Raw genomic sequence first — 20,641 nt, 5'->3', positions numbered from 1 at the left:
TTCCGTGATGCTCTATTCCATGAAATAACTATGAGCAAAAACCATTCCTCATAGCTTTCTTGTACAATCTACATACATCTCTAGAGTACCTTTCTACGAATTCTTTATACCGAGTAACAAAAAGAAGCTGGATTATGGAGATTAAAATCTAAACCCTACAGAATCTATGTAACATTATTAACCATTGTGAAGAAATCCACAAAGATGTATCTCGTCAACTTTACCTTACCTCTAAGAATAGCTTCTCTATTATTGTCTGTGAATGACTTTCGATCACTTTTTGCTCCTCAAGTCTATGTGATTGATAACTAATCAGAATTCTCTTTCTAGAAATCTGTAAGTGTAGCAACAATAAGAGATAATATTATTGAAATGAAAGGATATAGTTGTTAGCAACAACCCTAAATACATTGTCTATCTGAAAATAAATGCTCTAACCATGCAGATGGATAGAGAATCCCTAAGGCTAAGGCCAAATCTAGAATAGTCTGATCCATATAAAGATTCATTGTTCTTAGCAATAGAGATAGAACTTCATCTGAAATTAAAACATAGTAGCTCCGAAGTATAAACATTATCTAGTATTTTGCTAGATGCTATGCGGCTCTTTCTTCTTTAAAGTATATTTCTCCTAGTGCTCTAGGTATAGCTAACCTTTTGCTTATTGGCAATGCGCTTACAAATGTTACAAAAGCTATAGATGCTATATATGGTATCATTGAGAGTATTTGTTGTGGTATCCCGTATTCGAGTTGATATATGTAGAGAGATCTCTCTAGATAGCTAAATATTGTTACAGGTATTAAAGCTATTAGGGGATGCCATAGCGATGCCATAGCTAAAGCTAGTGTTAGAAATCCATAGCCCATGCCTATGTACGAAGACCAAGACTTTTTGTATAGAAGTGTATATACATATCCACTAAAAGCTATAACTATGTAACCTAGAGCTAACGCTATAAACCTTGTTCTCCACATCTTTACACCAAGATGATCTGCTGCCTTAGGATTGAATCCACATGCTCTTATAGCCACACCTATTCTTGATCTGTATAGGAATAACCATATAGCTATAGATACAGCTATAGATATCAAGAGTATTACGCCCCAATTTAGTGTTATAGGTGCTACAAGTGTTCTTCTTCTTAAGTATATTGGGGCTAGAGAAAGCCCTATGTTTCCTACAACAACACTTAATCCATAGAAGATCATATTGAGTACTAATCCTGATAATATATGTGATAAATGCATTACGTTTATGAGTAGAGAGATCAGTATGGCGTATACTATAGCAGATGCTAGAGTTATTGCTAGAGCCACGATAGGATTGAACACAACTGTACATGTATATGTTAAAGCTATAGCAAATACTATGAACCCATCTATTCCTAGGTTTAGTACACCACTACGTTCTACAACTATATCACCTAAAACAGCTAGAGCAATAAATAGGTAGAATTCTTCAAACAATATCCCGAGATCTATCATCTCTTTACCACCACTCTATACCTAGCCACGAATATCGATAAAAGCATGAGAACAAATATCAAACCCACGAAGAATCGTGCAACAGCTTCTGTTAACTCTCCAACCTGTATAACCATTCTCAGATAATGAAGAGATGAGACATAGTATGAAGCGAGAGGTACTACAAGAGGATTGAGATCAGCAAACCATACAACAAGAATAGATATGAACCCCATTCCAGCACCTATCTTCTCTCCCGGTACGAGTTTTCTATGATACATAAGCACTTCGTTACCTCCTACAAAACCAGCTAATGCGCCAGAGAGAACAAAAGCTATTATAGCCACTTTTCTCCTCGAGATACCGCTTAATTCTACAGCTGTTCCACTAGATCCAAGAGCTCTTATAGCTATACCTATTCTAGTCTTATAGAGAAACATATACACAAGTGGAACTAAAGCGAACGATATGATTAGAGGATATATGGAGAAGCTATAGCCAGGGAACCACGGAAATCTACATTGAGTAGGTATAGGGTCTGTTTCTGGATATCCATACACAGTTCTTCCTCTCCATGGACCATAGACTAGGTAGTTAGCTAAGTAATACGCTATGTAGTTCATCATTAGGGTTGTAAGAGCTTCATTAACTCCTAAGAAAGTACGAAGTAGTGCTGGTACTAAAGCCCAGAGAGCTCCAGCAATTGAGGCAAAAACAAGAGATACTGTAGCACCTAGAAAAGGGACCTCACCAACTGGTGTAAAGAGAGCTATATATGTAGCTCCTATTGCTCCTAGAACTATTTGTCCTTCAGCACCTAGATTCCACAACTTTGCGTGAAACGCTATTGCTAGACCTAGTGCTGTTGGTAAGAAAACCGTCATATATCTAAGCGCATCTAGTCTAATGAACACATCTATAACTCTACTAGCAACCAAATCTACGGGAATCCCTAATAGAAATGCTAGAGAAGATACCGCTAGAGCTATTCCACCTATAGCTACGCTAATCCTAAGCAGAATATTGCTCCAAATCGGTAGCTCTCTTCTAACTATAGCTACCTTAACCATAGAGAACCATAGCCTCCTCAATTTCTTCTCTAATACTTGGTGAAATTGTATCAAAAATCTTGACAATCTTGCCTCGTGAAATAACTGCAATCCTATTGGCTAGTCCAAGAGCTTCATCAACATCTTCAGTAACAAGCAGAATACCTACACCTTTATCAGCCATATCCTTAAACACCAACTTCACAAAATTTGAACTAGCTTCATCGAGCATTCTAGTCGGGTTATAAGCTATGATGCACTTTAGAGGAAGAAGCTTTAGTCTAGATATAGAGATTTTCTGTACATTTCCACCAGAGAACTTATACACCTTAACCTTTGGATTTGGTGGATAGATCCTCATACTATTGAGTATACTAGATATATCTGTCTTGCTAATTCCTCTACCTGCTACTAATTTAAGGTTTTCAGCCACAGTCAAATCCAGTACAACACCATCTCTAAACGGATCTTCTGGTAGATACCCAAGACCCATAGCGACTCTTCGAGATGTAGGTGCATCAGTTATATCGACACCATCAAGAAGCACTCTTCCCTCAACTACTTTCTTAAGACCTATAATACCTTCGCAAAGCTCTTTCTGACCATTACCAGCTACACCAACTATAGATAGAATCTCTCCATTTCTAATAGATAGATTTACACCTTCGACAGCTTTTCTACCATAGTCATCAAGTACAGCCAGATTCTCGATCTCCAGTATACCCTTATCGAAGGTCTTAGGAACTGGTTTCCCAATATCATCGCCGGAGACATTGGGAAAAGATGTTATCACCTCTCTACCTTTATTAAACATAGTTTTTCTTAAAACTTCAACAGAAAGTCCACCATTATTTGGATAAACATCTACGAGCTTCCCTTTACGAAGAATAGCTATTCTATCGCATACTTCTACAGCTTCATTTATTTTATGGGTTATGAATATAGCTGAACTACCGAGAGATATAAACATCTTTAATGCTCCATAAAACCTTTCTCTAACTTCTTTAGGAAGGTATGTAGTAGCTTCATCAACTATTAACAGTTTTGGTTTAATGCTTAATGCTTTCACAAGTTCTACAAACTGTTTCTCTGTATAGCTAAGAAGATTAACTGGGACATCTGGCTCTATATCTATCTCAAATCTCTTCGTAATAGATTGAGTCACTTTTTTGGCCATAGAAGGTGAGATCTTCAAGAATAATGCAACATTATCCGCTATGGATAGATCTTCAACTAGTTGAGGTCTTTGGCTAATCATTACTATGCCGTTCTCTATAGCGTCTCTAGGAGATGAAAGATTCATCTTAACTCCATTGAATTCTATATAGCCGCTATCAGGTGTATAGATGCCATAAATTATTTTCGCTAACGTAGATTTACCTGAACCGTTTTCACCTAAAACACCTAGGATCTCACCTTCATAGACATCTAGTGTAACTCTATCTAGAGCAATAATATTTCCAAAACGTTTAGTTACATTAACAATCTTCAGAAAAGCCATTTTTATACCCAAGGCAAAAAATATTTGTAGCGGCGATTATTGTCCTACCTCTTACCCATATATTCTACTCCTTTGATGAACCAATCCATATCCCATAGATCTTGGTGTGTAAGTCTTACACCAGCTGATACTGTAACAGTGGCTCCAATAGCTCTACCTTTGCAGAATCTTGAGTAAGCTTCTTCACCACCCTTTATACAGTAACCTTCAAGAGGACCTATGAATGGATCGAATACTGGAGCTACTATATGTCTGGGTATAGCTCTTATATCTATATCTACATACGCTACAGATTCATGCTCATGGGTAACCGCCGTACCTTGGAGTGACTGTAGTATTGGAGCATTTTTCATCTGTTCATATCTCTTCATAACGTATTCATACACCGATACCTCTCTTCTTGTCTCAGGGTCTCTGAACCTAATGTTCTGTAGCATCGGTATATACTTGGGGTTTATCATCATAACAGATCCGTTGGGATATATGTGGGCTCCAAGTTCAACAGCACCTGTATTGAGTAGATACCAGTAATCCACATTCTCGAGATTGTTTGGCATATATATACCTGCCTTAACCTTAGCCAAGATATCCACATATATTACTTCCCATCTAACCAATTGACCACTTATCACTACATTCGGTCCATATTCGTACATTGGGCTGTAGTGGCTGAACACGTAGACTAGTTTACCTTTCTCGTCGTAAAGTGATTGTGCATATTCAATAACAGCTGTAGAGTCTTCAGTAAAGGCAAGGACATCGACATCATATCTTTCTACAAATGTTTTAGCAGCTTCTCTAGCTGCATCAGGATCATACCAAGCACCTATCTCTATCACATAGACCTTTATGTTCTTGCCAAGAATTCTACCCATCTCCATAGCTCCTATAGCGAAGGCATTGATATGTCTAACGACTTCGGGTATTGTGTGTGCTGCTACATAGCCGAGGTTACCTGTTTGTGTAACTGCTCCAGCTATAAGGCCATTGAGGTAGTATATCTGGTAGAGATCAGCAAAGTATGTACCCATATTTGGTGCTCTTTTGTATCCAGAGCAGTGAAAGAACATAACATTGGGATATTGTAGAGCTTTTTCATATGTTGGATCCATGTGATCGAAACTTGTCGTGAATATAACATTGTATCCTTGTCTAATAAACTCATCTATAACGTTAGCTGTAGCTTCTTTAGAAACAAATTCTTTTTTCTCTGTCTTCAGCCAATCACTAAATAGTTTTTCAGCAACTTGTCTACCTACTTCATGAGCATGTGACCATCCGAAATCACCTATAGGTCCTACGTATATAAATGCTGCTCTTATCTTCTCTGGAGGTTTATGTTCTGTTCGAATTACAGTAGTTGTTGTGTAAACTGATGGTGTGTAAAGGGTATAGAATGAAATTGAACCTATTAGAGCTCCTATCACTATTCCTATGGCTAGACCTATATACAGTCTATTCACCATATTTACACACCTGATGTTCATAAATCTTGAGAAAGTTTATAAGCGCTATCTACAGTATTTATTTAAGCTTATGCATAATCATGTTAAATTTCCAATGATTCATGATTAAAATACTTCCTAAACTTTATTATTTTTAGTGTATCTTCAAGTCACAAGATGGTTAGAATGAGTCATGGAGATATCGAGGTAGTGTTCAAACCAATAGAGACAAGAGCTGTATCTACCTCAAACAAAGTTCTTCTAGATGTTGCTAGAGAATGCGGAATCCCTGTTAGAGCCGATTGTGGTGGTATAGGTGTCTGTGGAAAATGTAGAGTAAGATTCGAGACTATTGATGGAGAGCTCTCTAAACCAACACAAAGCGAACTGAATATTCTTGGGGAAAAAAGTATAGCTGAAGGATATAGGCTTGCATGTCAAGTTAAATTGATTAGCGGTCGCTTCATTATCTATATCCCTTCTGAGAGCATAATCCAAAAATACAGATCTGCTGACATAGGTTTAGAGAAACCTCTAGTGTTGAAGCCAGCTATAAATATCTATAGGGTTAGACCATCTAAGCCAACACTTAATCATCCTTATCCAGATCTCGATAGAGTTGTAGAAGAGATTAAGAAAGCATTAGCTGTAGATGAAGTCGGGATACCTCTAGAGATACTGAGAGAACTACCAGAGATACTGAGGAAAGCTGATTGGGATATAGATGTTGTTCTATGGAGTGGTAAAAAGATAGTTGATGTAAGACCTCACATAGATTCTTTTAAGCCATATGGTTTAGCCATAGATATAGGTACATCTAGAGTTGTGGTACATCTTGTTGATCTCTTATCAGGTGAAACAATAGCTATAGAGTCTATGGTAAATCCACAGACAGTTTATGGAGCAGATATAATATCGAGACTTGTATATGCATCTCGATCTGTAGAGAATCTTCAGAAACTCCATACCGTGATAGTGAATAGCATCAACACTCTTATTGAGAAAATAGTTAATAGAGTATCTATCTCTCTCGATCAGATATATGAAGCTGTAGTTGTATGCAATACCGTTATGCATCATCTGTTTCTAGGTATAGAGCCCAGATACCTTGGTATCGCACCTTACACACCTGGAGCCCGAGGACCTCTACACTATGAGGCTAGAGAACTTGGCCTAAAAATGAATAAGTATGGTATTGTTTACTTGCCACCAATTATAGCAGGTTTCGTGGGTTCTGATGCTGTAGCTGATGCTGTATCTATCGATATAGATGAATGTAGAGAACCATGTATATTAATCGATATTGGAACCAATACAGAGATAATAGTGAATACAGGGAAAAAGATTGTAGCTGGCTCTACACCTGCTGGACCTGCTTTCGAAGGAGCTTCGATGAGCTTCGGTATAAGGGCAATTGAAGGAGCTATAGACCAAGTATATATATACTTCGACAAATCTCTAGGAGATTATGTTGTTAAATATAGTGTTATTGGTGGAAAGAAGCCTGCAGGTGTGTGTGGTTCAGGTTATATAGATCTTGTAGCTAATCTCTATAGAGTTGGTGTACTGAATAAACGTGGCAAATTCTATAACGATATCAAGTCATCAAGAATTGTGAAGGAGAATGGTTTAACAAAATTTATTGTTGTAAGAGCTAATGAAACATCGATAGGTAAGGATATAGCTATAGATGAAAGAGATGTAGACAATTTGTTGCTAGCAAAAGCAGCTATTGCCTCAGGACTGAAAACATTACTTGAGTGGGTTGATCTAGAGGTTAACGATATAGGTAAAATCTATATTGCAGGATCTTTTGGCTCATACATAAATATAGAGAACGCTATAACAATAGGTCTTTTACCAAATATATCTATCTCTAGATATGTTTTCATAGGTAATGCTTCTATCACAGGTGCTAAAGCTATACTCAAGTCTAGAGATATTAGAGATAAAACTGTTTCTCTATCTAAGAGAATAGAGTATGTGGAGATATCTGCATATCCAAACTTTAAGAAACTGTTTACCGAGTCTCTGTACCTACCTTAATATCTACCTTAATTTCAAGACCAAGAGAATAACAATATCTACTGTATAAATTCCAGTAATTCTTGATTTTATTCATAATCTATTGTTTTTCTATCTATTCTTTAGTAGCATTATAAGTAGAGGTATGGAGGAAGCAATTAGACACCATAATGGGGCTGGTGCACCTATAAATGGTGCTGTAAGAGCTCTAGAAGGTCCTAGCTGTATTATAGCTATAACCATTATGGTTAAACCTATAGCTAAAGATGATACAGCATACAGTAGTCCTCTTCTCTTAGGCTCTCTATATAGACCTATCAATGTTATTGGTGCTATAGGTATCAAGATTGCTGACGATGTAACTGAAAGCTCTACTATATAGGCTATTCTCTGTATAGCTATGACACTTGCTATAGCTATCATCAAGACTATAGATATGTATGTCACCAGTATTGCTCTAGATTCACTAGCCTTTTTTGAGTAAGCTGTATAGAGATCTTTAGCAATACAGCTAGCAACCGATAGGACTATGCTGTTTGATGTAGATATAGCTGCTGCTACAATACCTACAAAAACTGTTGATGCAAGGATTGGATGTGTATAGAGTAGAACTGTTGGTGTAACACTATCTCTAGAGCTTATCAAGATCTTCTCTAGGTGGGGAAGCGATATAGCTACATATGATCTGAATACAAGACCCAGAAACACACAAACAATTGTGTATATAAATCCATATATCGAGAAGTATCTGACCATTCTTCTATAGGCTTTAATATCTCTAGGGATATAAAGCCTTTGAACAACTTGGGGATTAGTTAAAGCAAAGAATATCCATGGTATAGATAGTCCCAAAAACATGTTTATAGTCCATCTAAACCCCAATATATTACCATTTGATGTATTAGTTAGCATCACTAAAGCTCTAGATACATCGAGACCAGAATCTGGAAGCATAACCATAACAATCCATGTCACAAGAACTATGGATGTAACAATCATCCAGAGACCTTGAAAAGCATCAGAAGTCGCTACACTCCATATACCTGCAATAGCTATCCACAAGAATGTCGTTATAGCCATAAACGTAACACCAACTGTATAATCAATTCCAAGGGCTTGAAAAATCTCACCTACACCTTTGAATTGTGCTGCTAAATAAGGTGTTAAAGCAAGTAGATATAGAATTGCTATTGCTGATGCCAGAGCCTTGGATCCATAGAGATCCCCCAACATTTCTGATGGCGATACCCATCTCCTTGATCTAGCCTTCATCCATATGGTAGGTCCAACACTAACAAGTATACCTATTGTTGCCACAAGATATACTAGTTCAAATCCTAAAGCAGCTACACCTGTAGCAAAAGAAAGACCCACGAGACCAACCATCATGAAGGCGCTATAGGTTGTTGCAGCATATGTCATAGCTGATAGAAATCCCCCTAATCTATAGCCAGCAACAGTAAATTCTGTAAATCCTTTTCCCATAAGCTTTCTCGATGCAAAAGCTATAAGAGAACTTGTAGAAAAGAAGACTATTAAGGTAATTATGAAGAGCTCCATCATGATTCACAACCTTCTATAGCCTTAAGCCCTAGAGCTATAGCTATAATGGTTAACAGAATCCAGTAAACAAAAAGCGAAAAGCTCCACATACTAACCATAATCTCTGATATGGATGGTATAGAGGGTATGAAGAATAGTATTGTTAGGAATACAAAAGTTAATGCATAACGTTTAAGATTCTTTATCTTAATCACCTATAAACGGTTGTTTACATACTTACCTGTTCAGCTAAGTTTAAAAAACTTAATGCAACATATAGGTTTAGCAACATATATACAGTATGTGTGATACTGTGAATATAGAGACAAAGATACTAGAACTACTGTCTAGAAATCCTGAAGGTATTCCTCAATCAAATTTAGCAAAAGCATTGGGAATATCTAAAGCCTATATCAGTATTATTCTAAGAGAACTAGAGAAACAGAGTTTGATTTATAGAGTACGTATAGGCAATACATACATAGTTAAACCAGTAATACCAAAACATTGTTTGGGTTACAATAAAGAATTAAAAGTCTTTAGAATAGGTATTGTGTGGTCTAGCGAATATCTCTTCCTAGGATATTTTGCTAAAAATCTTAGAGAAAAAGAAGACATAGAGCTTAAAGTTCATGTCTATCCAAGTGCAGTTCAAGCTGTTTTAGCTCTTATAAAAGGTGAAGTAGATGCTTCTCTAAGCCCTATGGTTACACAAATCTATGGCTATCTCCTATCTAGATCTTTCTATATAGCTGGTGGTGGAGCTAGTGGTGGAGGATATATTTACGAATTCCCAGAATCAAAAACAGATATAATCATATCTAGCGAGATATCGACAATGGATTTATGTAGATATCTTGCGCTAAAGCAGAAATATATTGGAGATGTCTCTACAAGATACTTCTCTTCTGCTCAAGAAGCTACACTATTGGCTAGAAAACGTTTAGCTAGATATGCAGTTGTATGGCATCCATTAAATACAGAGATGGAGCTTATTGGTGGTAGAAAGATGTTTGGTTGTCTTGATCTAGAGGAAATGAAGTATTGCTGTACTTTCGCTATATCTAGATCTCTTAGCTATGAAGTTATAGAGACTATGAGCAAGATATATAGAGAATCGATAGAGATGTTCAAAAGAGATAGAGAAAGATATGTAGAGTGGTATTCAACAGTTGTTGGTATCGATACTGCTCTACTGAAGAAAGCTGTAAATGAGTATGTCTATGAACCACAGCTGGATTCTAAGTATTTCGTGAAGATAGTTGATATACTGGGCTTCGAAATTCCGCACAAGATTCAGCTCTATAGAGCTATACATTTGTAGATCTCTTATACCTATTGCCGTCCCCCACTACCCAGTATTCACCATCAACTCTTTTCTCAAGTTTGTAAACAGGCACCTCGCTTTTCACTCTCTCTAAGATTGTTGAAAGAGCCTCTATAGCCTCTTTTCTACTTCTAGCTGAAACAGCTATTACAAGTGTCTTTTGACCAGGTTTAGCATTACCGAGTCTATGAAGAATCTGTACAGAATAAAGGTCATGTCTCTTCAATTCTTCTTGAGCTATCCTCTCCAGTATCTTCGTAGCGTAGGGTTCGTAAGCTTCATATATTAGCTCCACAACTTCTTTACCATTGATTTCACCTTTAACTACACCAATGAAAATAGCTATAGCGCCAACCTCTTTTCTAATACTATCCATTATAATGCTATCTAGTGAAACTTCTATATCACTAGAAAAGAAACCAACCTTAATATTGCTACTACCGCCAGAAGCTGGAGGAGCAATAGCTACTTCAGTACATATCTCTAGACCTTTATCTGTCTCTAGATCAGCTGGTTCACCGTTTATGAAAACTATTGGCGATACATTCCTAAAGGTTTCTCTAAGTTTTGGATAGATTCCTGTTAGTTTCAATAGAACTTCTTTAGCGCTACACTTCTCAACATCTATTTCTACTTCGGGAAGACCTACAATATCTCTATATAGTGAAAAGATTTTTACCTTAACTCTCAAACCGTAGTACACCAACTACTTCAGCATTAATCCTGTACTATGTATTTAAAAATTTTGTTTTAGAGTCCTGTATCTAGATATACAATGATTTAATCAGAGGTGTAGGTAGAAAAACATTGGCTAAACTAAATAGTAGAGAAATCATCAAGAAATTAGTCAGTGTATACATATCTATAGTAGTATTCGTGGTATTCAGTATCGTTCTATATATCTACAGGTCACAAATAGTGTATCTTTTGGGTAGTTTTCCAGGTCTTCTTGGATTCTTCGTTCTATCCTTTATATCGTGTCTCTCTATAGCACCAATACCCTATATACCTATAGTGTTCAAAGTGGCTAGATATGTAGACATATTACCGATATCTATTGTTGTTGGTATGGGATCAGCATTAGGCGAAGCAGTAGCTTGGGGTATTGGGAGAGCTAGTGCTCATTTTCTTTACGATACCATCTACTTCAGGAGAATCAACACATTACTTAAGTTTATTCAGAAAAGAGGATCTTGGACCATGCCATTTCTAGCCTTCTTATTCTCGTTCACATTTCTACCAGATAAGATTTTGTATCTTCCTCTAGGTATGATGAGATATAGTTTATGGAGAATACTGCCATTCACAATTCTTGGAAAAATCTTTATGGTTTACCTAGTTAGTGTTCTTGGTAGGATTTGGGCAACATATGTTGAAGGTTACACAAACGAAGAAATATCTTTTCTAATTACAACAGCAGCACTCATTATTGTAACTGTATTGATGATGTACATTGATTGGGAAAAACTACTGCAGAGGCTTCAAGATAAAGCGGTACTCCGTAGCTAGATTCTATGGTTAATCATTTAAAGGGCAACTATGTGTAGCGTGTTCTAACTTCATAGATGATAGTCGTAGAGATGTATATGCTTCTCGTACTCTGTAAAGCATTCGCGATAGACTTTCTCTAGAACAGAAGGCTTTAATACTTCTTCTGGTTTTCCATAGATATAGCTACCTTTCGACAGAATCATTACATAATCTGTGTATTCTATAAGCATAGATGGATCGTGACACGTTGTTATAACAATCTTCTCTCTATCTCTGAGAACCCTGATTAGATCTGCTACAACTGTTTTACCTTCTACATCTATAGCTGATAGAGGTTCATCCATAACAACTATAGGTACATCCTTTACTAAAGCTCTAGCTATTAAAAGCCTCTGTCTCTGACCACCGGAAAGCCTATGTACACCTTTATACCATAGTTCTCTAGGTATACCTATAAGCTCGAGAATCTCTTTAACCCTTTTCCTTATACTATCTCTAGCTATGTTTAGTGTTTTAGCGTAAGCAGTGGCTTCGAATTCTATGAACTCCCATACAGTTATAGGAAAAACTTCACCTAGTACGTAAGTGGCTATCTGAGGTACATAGCTAATGTATCTACCTGTTTTAGCTGTATTTCCTGTCACATCCTCTCCATCGATATAAATCCTACCTTTTATCGGCTTTAAAACACCTATTAAAGTCCTTAAGAATGTTGTTTTACCGGAGCCATTTGGACCCATGATCTGTATAAACGATGGCGAGACTATCTCTAAGTCTATATTCTCTACAAGAGGTCCTTCGTAACCTATAGCAAGTCCTTCTGTTCTCAATAAAACCATACTTACTACCATATGTGCACAGATAAATAAAGCTTAAAAACTTTTGTGTGCACACAACAAGACATTTGGTGCTTAGGTGCCTCATGATGCTACAGAAGATTGCAACCATATTGTTGGTCCACATAATTCTAGCAACATCTATAACGGTTACTGGAGCAGTAGGTACCAAAGACGGTGTACATGTTGTTGTCACTTTCCCCTTCATGCTTAAAGATGTAGAAAACATTCTATGCGATGGTGATACCGTTTATAGTCTCGTACCCCTAGGTGTTGATCCGCATGAATACCAAATTACGCCACAAGATTTCGAAATTCTCAGTAAAGCAGACCTGATTATATCTACAGCACATACACCTTTTGAAACAAACATCAAGAAGCTTATCGGTGATGGTGTACTGAAAGCCAAACTCATAGAGATACCTAATATACCCGGTATAAAGTTTTTAGAACATCCATTATCAGGTACAATCAATTACCATGGTCTGCTTATGGACATAAACAACTATCTAACGTTCATAGAGAATGTAACCAATACACTGACCTTTATCAGACACGATTGTAGTGATGTCTATAGATCTAAATTTGAAGAGATTGTGAGTAGAGCTAGAGTTGCCGGTGTTAAGAAGTTATTAAAGGATCGAGTTGCTGTAATAGATTCACCTATACTTCAATATCTTGTTAACTCTCTAGGAGCTGAGGTTAAGCATATTGTTCAAATAGAACATGAAGTACCGATAACACCAAAAGATATAGCTAAAGCTGAAGATGTGGTTAAGACATATGGTAACAAGACCATTATGGTTGTTCTAAAAGAGTCGATAGCTAGAGCATCATTAAATGATATTGCGTATAGATATAGAGTACCATTTGTTGAGCTACCTAATCCTCTTAGCTATAACTCCATACTAGGCTACCACGAATCTGTTTTAGAGATGATTTCACAAGATATGATGTCGCCAGTACCTCTAGATAAGTCAGATGTCTGGAGAGAGGGATACTACTTAGTTTACGTAGCCGTGGGTTTGGCTCTAATTGTGTTTATAGTGCTATTTGTGGCGAAAAAGCATTGAATGCTCGAGCAACATGTATACTCATCGGCTTTTTCATGGTTCTTACAGTTGTCTCTTTTTTATATATACCTAGAGTTGAATGGATCTTAGCTATAATTCTTTCAGCAACTATATATGGATCCGTAAGTCCATTGATAGCTGCTCGAAGACTATATTTCCTGGCATCTGAAGTAAGCCATATAGCTCTTTTTGCAGTAACTATCTCTGTAGCTCTTTCTAGAGAAACACCACTTAATTCCGAGATTCTATGGGCAATAATGGTAGGTCTCGCTATAGTATATGTTGTTGGCTATGCTATACACAAAGGTTTTGATCCAGATATGGCTACCTCTATTGTTGTTTCTGCTACTGCTTCAAGTAGTGTTGTATCCATGTTTGCTGTTTTAACTAGATACAGAGTTGAGTACAGTTTATGGAGCATAATTCTCGGAGATCCTCTACTCACGACATGGAGAGACATACAGATTCTTGCAGCAATAGGCCTAGTTTTGCTCATTACCGCGCTAGCTATATATAGAGTTACAATCTATATCGGTATAGATAGGGATACCGTTATGCTTAGCGTTAAAAACACTCACATCTATGAATTTCTCTTCTTTACTGTATTAGGTGTAGCTTGTATAGCCCTCATGAGGATCATAGGCTATATAGTTGAACATGTTCTTCTCCTTCTTCCAGCTCTTACAGCAATCAATAGTGTTGAAGGAAGTAATAGGGTCTTGGCCCTAAGCATATACATGTCTATTGTTTCAGGACTTCTGGGACTCGTTCTCTCTTATTGGCTAAATATAGCTCCAGCAAGTGGTATAGGATTTACTGCACTAACGATGTATATGCTTTCGATAGCTTTAAAGAGAGTGAAGAAATGATGACTAGAAAGAAGCGCTTCGGAATATCTATAGATAGTTCTCTAGCTTGTGAAATAGATAGACTTGCTAAAATACTTGGTATAGATAGATCCAAGCTTGTTGAAAAAGCATTAACAAACTTTGTTAATGAGTACAGCTATAGCCATGCTCATGAAAACCACTTCTGTAGAGGCGTGATTATTGTAGAAACAGATGAAGGAGAAAAAATAGATAGAGCAATCGAGAGCTTTAAAGATGTTGTTCTAAGTTATACACATAACCATCTAGAGAACACTTGTATATGCATGTTTATAGTTTCAGGAAACTCTGAAAGAATTAAGGATCTTCATAGAAACCTCTTATCGGTAGGCTGTGGAACTAGATACATACCCATAGGCTATACTATAGGCCATAAGTAGCGTATTTTATAAACTCTCGAAAACAGATCCCCAATAGATTAACAGGTACTTATCTATGAGCTTTAGCACCCAGCTCTGTGTCCACTGTAGAGGAGGTAGAAACCTCTGTGGAAAAGCGTATTGCCCCATTATAACCAGAATGCGTACACTAAGCATGATAGCTAATCTAAAAAGAAGTAACGAACTTTTTGGAACAAGTCCACCAGCTGTTTTTGTTGGTAGAATGGGTTACCCCGACATCTACGTGGGCCCTATGGCGCCTACCGAATGCGGTAATACTTCTCTATATGATTTTCCAGAGCAATGGAGTTCACTAAAAATAGACAAGATTATCGAGATGCGGCTGAGTCTTGTTCTTGGACGAACTAAGATAGGTATAACAGATGTAGACTCTAGGATTGCTCAAGCTATTCACGAGCTTGTTCTAAATACTAAACCTACAGATATAGAGATGGTTTTTGAGAAGCCTCCAAAAGGATTCATATTCTCAGAATACGAGCCTCCAATAGGTCCTAGAGCACCTTTAGTTAATCTCAGAATAGTTGGCTCAACCTCATCTAACCGTATAGTGGATAGATTATATAGCGATACAGATACCAAAGCATCTACAGCTGTTGTAGAACTCTATCGCTACGGTATACCTGTCTCATATATCCAGAAACTGCTAAGTGTAGGTGCATTAGGTAGGAAAAGATCTAGAAGGTTTGTTCCCACAAGATGGTCTATAACAGCTGTAGATGATGCTATATCAAAATATCTTGTAGAGAAGCGCATTAAGTACTACAGAGAGGTAGATCAAATCCAGCTATTTATGAGATCAATACACAAGAATCTCTTTATAGCTCTCCTAATTCCAGGTAAGTGGTGTTTCGAATGGATGGAGACATGGTTTCCTAGATCTACATGGAATATGTTTGGAAGTGAGGTAGCTATAGAAGGTGATCATGAGCTGTTTACAGCAAATAGGAATACCTATGCATCTATAGGTGGATGCTACTATGCAGCAAGATTAGCAACAGCAGAATATCTCGAGAAAATAGGTAGACAGGCCATAGCTGTTGTTTTAAGAGAGATATACTCTGGTTTCGATATACCCATAGGTGTTTGGTTTGTACGTGAACAGCTAAGGGCAATGTATAGAGAAGGTCCTATATGTGTTGTTGATTCTCTAGAGGAATCTTTCAAGATAATCGATAAGATTAGCAATATAGGAATAAACAGATGGTTAGAGAAATCGTATATCCTTAAAAAACTTACTAAAGAGAAAAAATTGGATAGGTATCTGCATAGTTAAAAATATTAGACCATCTTCTATAGCACATTGCTATTCACATCATTTATAAATTCTTTTAAATCCAGTAGTTCCTTAACAAGTTTTGTCTCTCAATTCTTAACCAGATTTGCCTCTAACTGTATCAGAAGCTTTCAGCAGTCTATAGATAGGCTCTAGTTGTGCTTTTGCAATAGTAACCATAGCATTTGTTTTTGCAACCATTTGTAGAGCTTCAACTTTATTACCGCTGTTGTATAGATCAATAGCTTTATCGATCATTTTTTCAGCTGTTATAATTGTTGTATTCACTTGTTTTAGGAGTATCGGCAGTGCTACGAGGAATCTACATGCTGGTGGAGGTGGATAGACAGCTATACAGATTATCTCTTTAGATTTATTCTCAACGAATCTATACATTTCTTTCAGTTTCTTGATATTCTCTATAGCTTTAGATAACGTAACATTGAATGCATTATCGATACTACGTACCGGAACTTCTTTTAATTGTCTTTCTATCTCAAACTCTACCCTCTTAATTTCGGTTTTTATTCTAGCTAAACTCATCATTATCTTATTGAGCTCTACTATAGATATATTTGTTTTCCGTAATTCTTTCTCTAAATCGTTTAGCTTCTGAACAATAGACTCTAATTTTTCGATAATTTCTGTAGCATTCACTTCTAGAGCTCTTTCTAGAAGTTCATCCACTTCTTTCTTAAGTTCATATAAACTTTTGTTTGTTCGATCATAGATTTTCTCTAGAGTCTTGTTCACTATTTCTCTAACTCTTTCTCTATTTACATATGGTAGCTGTATAGACATGTTTGCAGATACGTTAGCCAAAATTTCTTTAGCGATAGATATATGTTCGATAGCAATATCTATATGCTTAACAACTTCATCAGAGATGTTTAGTGATCCAAGTCTTTCCCTAATCCTCTTTAATACATCTATAGCCTTCCCCAATCCCACGTAGGCTTTTACAACTGTTCTTTCTTCCTGCCTTCCAATTGTAGCATTTACTGCTAGTATACCGTGCTCCATCGATACCGCTGCAAATATCTTAAGCCTCGCTTTTTCAACAACTCTATCTAGATCTTTTAGAGTCTTCATCAGCTCTACTCGATTTCTTGCCCTGGATATGTTAGCCACTACCTCGTCTAATGACACATTACATAGCTTCTCCATAACCCTAGCTCTAGACGTTATAGCTTTTCTAAGTCTCTCGGCATATATGTTGCCTAAATCCAGTCTCCAGGCCGCTCTAATCTCATGCTCAATTCTAGCTAATATCTCTCTACCTCTCTCTATGAATTGTTTAAGTTCTTCAACAGATAGAGAAGATACATTCACGTTTAATAGAGTCTCTACTTCAGCTACAAGTTCTGCAGATATATTTAATGCTAAAGCGTTTCTAAGCATAACCTGTATCGCTAAAGCTTTAGCAACTAATCTTGATGCATCATCTGCTACAGCTTCTGTATCTCCTTCTGCAAAACTTGCAGCTATTGGTGTAGCTAGTGATGCTATAACCATTGACATGACTATTATGGATAGGAGTCTTGTTTTTAGGTTCACCATTTCGAGCACCAGAAACAGGTATATGTACAGTAGGTTTTTTAGGTACCCTGTGGAAAGAGACTTCATATGTTTTGAATAGATTGTGACTAAACCTTAACCTTCTTAATCAACACGATCCTATTTTGAAGACCAATCTTCTCTACTTTAACTATTCCTAGCTTCTCTAGCTTTCTAATATGTCTCCACAGAGTTGTTCTAGGGATATTTACATCGTTCTGTAGTTCTGTTTGGAGAGCAGAATCACCTCTAGCTTCTAGAGCTCTTATTATAGCTATATCAATATCATTGAGCATATCACTGATAAAACTAGGTTTCTTCAATCTAGATCTATATAGATAGAAACCTGTAGCTACACCAACAGCTAGAACAGTAGCTATGGTAACTACCATCACTATATCTGCAGGTCTTTGCAATTGCGCTACAGCCGATGTCAATTCTGTAGTTATTGTTTCTGTAGCTACAGAAGATTGTACCGGAGTCTCTGTGGTAGTTGTTGGTATACGTGTTAAGGGTGAAGTTATCGTCACTAGTGATGGAAGTCTAATGGTGTATCTAATTGTTTCTGGACCCCTAATTACGAGCACTAGTTTATCTTGTTCTACTCTAGCATCAACTAGTTTTTCACCTGGCCATGATAAGAGTATGACGTCTCTATGTATCTTGATGCTAACAGTATCATCTGTTACTATATCTAGGTAGAATATATTGTTGATAATACTGGTATTAGCTATATAGGTTATAGTTACATTGGCTTCAGTATTAAGCACTATATAGAATGAGCCATTATCATAGATAAGCGGTAGAGCACTATCATCGGCTGTAGCTATAGCTGTTGAAGCTATAGGTTCTATAGGTGCCACAATTTCATGAACACCTCTATCAAGAGATAAGGTTATAGACACCTCTACCACACCATACTCATCAATACTAACGACATTGCTAGCTCTACACAGTATCGAAGGAGAAAGAACGATGATAGATGCAACTACAACAAGTACTAGTGATTCACAACTCTTCTTCATTCTATGCACCTATGATGTAACATACTACTCTGTGTATAACCAGCTACATTCAGTATAAAAAATTATTCGACTTATTATTGTGGATAATCTCAAAACAAAGCGTTCTTACTTATACTGAAATATCTTCTGTGTTCATTATCACCTAGATTAGATGTGTATATACTTCAGCTATACTTTATCAATTTTATAGGATTTAACATGCTTAGAGTATTATAAAGTAACGCAATATACATCAATTTACTATCGGTTTAACAATTGTATTGCTACACAACTAGAAATAATTGCTGTATCTAGAGATAACTAAGTTAAACACTAGTGTCTGTAATGGTGTTTCCATGTGTATCTATGGAGATTATTAAGGGCCCCAAATTCTCTACGCTTAGAACCCACATAGCTTCTGGTATACCCAGGTCTAGCCAATAAACATCAATAACTTTTCTAACAGCTTTAGCTCCTAAAGCTCCTAAACCCCCAGGATATATAGCTATAACACATCCATATCTTCTACAGGCTTCTACTGTTTTCCTACCCATAAACCCTTTACCTATGATCATCTTCACACCTGTTTTCTCTATGAATTCTGCTTCAATAGATTCCATTCTGCTACTTGATGTTGATCCTATGGAGATTACAATCCATTCATTATCTTTTCTCTTAACTGTAGGACCTGCATGCCATACAGCTAACCTGTTTATCTGTATCGGTGGATATAGACCCTCTAACACGATTCTCTTATGGACTTGATCTCTAGCTGTTACAACGATACCAGATAAGTAGACTATGTCACCTACTTTCAGAAAGTCTAGCTCTTCATGAAATGGTGATGAAATTCTATAGATGTTAACCATAGAGCTTCTTCCTTATAACGTTATGTGTAGGTATCTCGAAACTCATATCTGGATATATCTTTATACATCCTTTCCTATGAACCCAGCATCCAGCTGATACAGCTATAGCATATGTAGCTGGATGTCTATATGCATACTCTACAAATACATCTAGAACAAATGTTTTTCCTTTAAGTCCTTGGGGACCTAAACCAAGTGAGTTGAGCTTCTCCTTCAGTTTCTGCTCTAGTTCTGCAACATTGGGATCTTCATGTCTTTTGCCTATTTCTCTAAGAAGAGCCTTCTTGGATAATACAGACGCTATCTCTATAGTTGGCCCAATACCTATCCCTATGATTAGTGGAGGACAAGAATTTATACCTCGCTTCAAGACTACCTCTAGAACTATTTTCTCGATCTCTTTTTCAGCATCTATAGGTTGTAACACTTTTGCTTCACCTACAGAACTACTTCCTCCTCCAGCAACGTATAGACATACCTCAAGAGTATCTGATTTATCGATTTCGTACTGAATCCAAGGTATATACCTACCTAGATTGGTACCACTATTGATGTTTGTGAAAGGATTTACAGCATTTGGTCTAAGAGGTATATCTCTAGTTGCTCTTTCAACAGCATTGATTATAGCATCTCCTATGATATCTATATAGGGATTCTTTAAACCAAGTTTAATAAAGAATACAAATATGCCTGTATCTTGACATATGGGTATACGTTCTGATCTCGCTACATCTATGTTCATGACCATGGCCTTAGCTATCTCTCTAGAGAGCCCTTCTTCAACTTCTATAAGTCTGTCTATAGCATGATACACATCTATTGAAAGTGAAGTCTCTACAATCTTGATAAACTCAATCAGTACATCTATCAATTCCTCTTTAGCATCCATCCTCTA

General features: G+C 36.9%; 19 protein-coding genes. 7 read left to right on the top strand and 12 right to left on the bottom strand.

Translation table 11 applies throughout. The features are described 5' to 3' along the window. Positions 1–596: 596 nt before the first annotated feature. The 4 genes from QXK50_02895 to QXK50_02880 are packed head-to-tail and all read right to left on the bottom strand — an operon-like array spanning position 597 to position 5,482. On the bottom strand, positions 597–1,487 hold the full coding sequence (locus tag QXK50_02895; protein ID MEM2008109.1) for a hypothetical protein: 891 nt from the start codon (positions 1,485–1,487) through the stop codon (positions 597–599). After that, complete coding sequence (locus QXK50_02890) at positions 1,484–2,557, bottom strand: ABC transporter permease (GenBank protein ID MEM2008108.1); 1,074 nt, start codon at positions 2,555–2,557, stop codon at positions 1,484–1,486. Before QXK50_02890 ends, QXK50_02895 begins: the two co-directional genes overlap by 4 nt. After that, positions 2,529–4,016 carry an ATP-binding cassette domain-containing protein gene (locus QXK50_02885; GenBank protein MEM2008107.1) on the bottom strand — a complete coding sequence of 496 codons (1,488 nt, stop codon included), beginning with the start codon at positions 4,014–4,016 and terminating at the stop codon, positions 2,529–2,531. The genes QXK50_02890 and QXK50_02885 overlap by 29 nt, the downstream gene beginning before the upstream one ends. 44 nt (positions 4,017–4,060) lie before the next feature. Then, the gene (locus QXK50_02880) at positions 4,061–5,482 is read right to left on the bottom strand and encodes a BMP family ABC transporter substrate-binding protein (GenBank protein MEM2008106.1); all 1,422 of its coding nucleotides are present in this window, start codon (positions 5,480–5,482) and stop codon (positions 4,061–4,063) included. A 165-nt stretch (positions 5,483–5,647) separates the two neighbouring features. On the opposite strand from QXK50_02880, the gene QXK50_02875 reads away from it, so the two are divergent. Next, on the top strand, positions 5,648–7,507 hold the full coding sequence (locus tag QXK50_02875) for an ASKHA domain-containing protein (protein MEM2008105.1): 1,860 nt from the start codon (positions 5,648–5,650) through the stop codon (positions 7,505–7,507). A 90-nt stretch (positions 7,508–7,597) separates the two neighbouring features. Here the strand turns inward: QXK50_02875 and QXK50_02870 are convergent, their stop codons facing one another. Together QXK50_02870 and QXK50_02865 are read right to left on the bottom strand one after the other, a co-directional pair. Next, positions 7,598–9,049: a sodium:solute symporter family protein gene (locus tag QXK50_02870; GenBank protein ID MEM2008104.1), complete on the bottom strand. Its 1,452-nt coding sequence runs from the start codon at positions 9,047–9,049 to the stop codon at positions 7,598–7,600. Then, complete coding sequence (locus tag QXK50_02865; protein ID MEM2008103.1) at positions 9,046–9,243, bottom strand: hypothetical protein; 198 nt, start codon at positions 9,241–9,243, stop codon at positions 9,046–9,048. The genes QXK50_02870 and QXK50_02865 overlap by 4 nt, the downstream gene beginning before the upstream one ends. 98 nt (positions 9,244–9,341) lie before the next feature. On the opposite strand from QXK50_02865, the gene QXK50_02860 reads away from it, so the two are divergent. Continuing rightward, a complete protein-coding gene (locus tag QXK50_02860) occupies positions 9,342–10,352 on the top strand; it encodes a MarR family transcriptional regulator (protein MEM2008102.1) in 1,011 nt (336 codons plus the stop codon). Here the strand turns inward: QXK50_02860 and QXK50_02855 are convergent. Then, entirely contained in the window at positions 10,339–11,058 is a 720-nt protein-coding gene (locus QXK50_02855; protein ID MEM2008101.1) for a molybdenum cofactor biosynthesis protein MoaE, read from the bottom strand. The genes QXK50_02860 and QXK50_02855 overlap by 14 nt on opposite strands. 104 nt (positions 11,059–11,162) lie before the next feature. On the opposite strand from QXK50_02855, the gene QXK50_02850 reads away from it, so the two are divergent. Continuing rightward, positions 11,163–11,864, top strand: coding sequence for a hypothetical protein (locus QXK50_02850; protein ID MEM2008100.1), 702 nt, complete (start codon positions 11,163–11,165; stop codon positions 11,862–11,864). Between the two features lie 50 nt (positions 11,865–11,914). Here the strand turns inward: QXK50_02850 and QXK50_02845 are convergent, their stop codons facing one another. After that, positions 11,915–12,685: a metal ABC transporter ATP-binding protein gene (locus QXK50_02845; GenBank protein ID MEM2008099.1), complete on the bottom strand. Its 771-nt coding sequence runs from the start codon at positions 12,683–12,685 to the stop codon at positions 11,915–11,917. Positions 12,686–12,771: 86 nt separating this feature from the next. Here QXK50_02845 and QXK50_02840 point away from each other — a divergent pair, with 86 nt between their 5' ends. From QXK50_02840 to QXK50_02825, 4 genes are read left to right on the top strand one after another with little or no spacing between them, the layout of a single operon-like run. Continuing rightward, positions 12,772–13,755, top strand: coding sequence for a zinc ABC transporter substrate-binding protein (locus QXK50_02840; protein MEM2008098.1), 984 nt, complete (start codon positions 12,772–12,774; stop codon positions 13,753–13,755). After that, positions 13,752–14,624 carry a metal ABC transporter permease gene (locus tag QXK50_02835; GenBank protein MEM2008097.1) on the top strand — a complete coding sequence of 291 codons (873 nt, stop codon included), beginning with the start codon at positions 13,752–13,754 and terminating at the stop codon, positions 14,622–14,624. The genes QXK50_02840 and QXK50_02835 overlap by 4 nt, the downstream gene beginning before the upstream one ends. Further along, a complete protein-coding gene (locus QXK50_02830; GenBank protein ID MEM2008096.1) occupies positions 14,624–15,022 on the top strand; it encodes a ribbon-helix-helix domain-containing protein in 399 nt (132 codons plus the stop codon). The genes QXK50_02835 and QXK50_02830 overlap by 1 nt, the downstream gene beginning before the upstream one ends. A gap of 55 nt (positions 15,023–15,077) precedes the next feature. After that, positions 15,078–16,316 (top strand): Nre family DNA repair protein, encoded by a 1,239-nt coding sequence (locus tag QXK50_02825; protein ID MEM2008095.1) that lies wholly within the window; start codon positions 15,078–15,080, stop codon positions 16,314–16,316. A 96-nt stretch (positions 16,317–16,412) separates the two neighbouring features. Here the strand turns inward: QXK50_02825 and QXK50_02820 are convergent, their stop codons facing one another. From QXK50_02820 to QXK50_02805, 4 genes are all read right to left on the bottom strand, one after another. Then, on the bottom strand, positions 16,413–17,876 hold the full coding sequence (locus QXK50_02820) for a hypothetical protein (GenBank protein ID MEM2008094.1): 1,464 nt from the start codon (positions 17,874–17,876) through the stop codon (positions 16,413–16,415). An 86-nt stretch (positions 17,877–17,962) separates the two neighbouring features. Continuing rightward, entirely contained in the window at positions 17,963–18,898 is a 936-nt protein-coding gene (locus tag QXK50_02815) for a winged helix-turn-helix transcriptional regulator (protein MEM2008093.1), read from the bottom strand. Positions 18,899–19,203: 305 nt separating this feature from the next. Beyond that, positions 19,204–19,746 carry a FumA C-terminus/TtdB family hydratase beta subunit gene (locus QXK50_02810; protein MEM2008092.1) on the bottom strand — a complete coding sequence of 181 codons (543 nt, stop codon included), beginning with the start codon at positions 19,744–19,746 and terminating at the stop codon, positions 19,204–19,206. Continuing rightward, positions 19,739–20,635 carry a fumarate hydratase gene (locus QXK50_02805; protein ID MEM2008091.1) on the bottom strand — a complete coding sequence of 299 codons (897 nt, stop codon included), beginning with the start codon at positions 20,633–20,635 and terminating at the stop codon, positions 19,739–19,741. The genes QXK50_02810 and QXK50_02805 overlap by 8 nt, the downstream gene beginning before the upstream one ends. Between the last annotated feature and the right edge of the window lie 6 nt (positions 20,636–20,641).

Origin of the sequence: Ignisphaera sp. (assembly GCA_038831005.1) — an archaeon.
GTDB lineage: Archaea > Thermoproteota > Thermoprotei_A > Sulfolobales > Ignisphaeraceae > Ignisphaera.
This window is presented reverse-complemented; position numbering and strand designations above follow the sequence as displayed.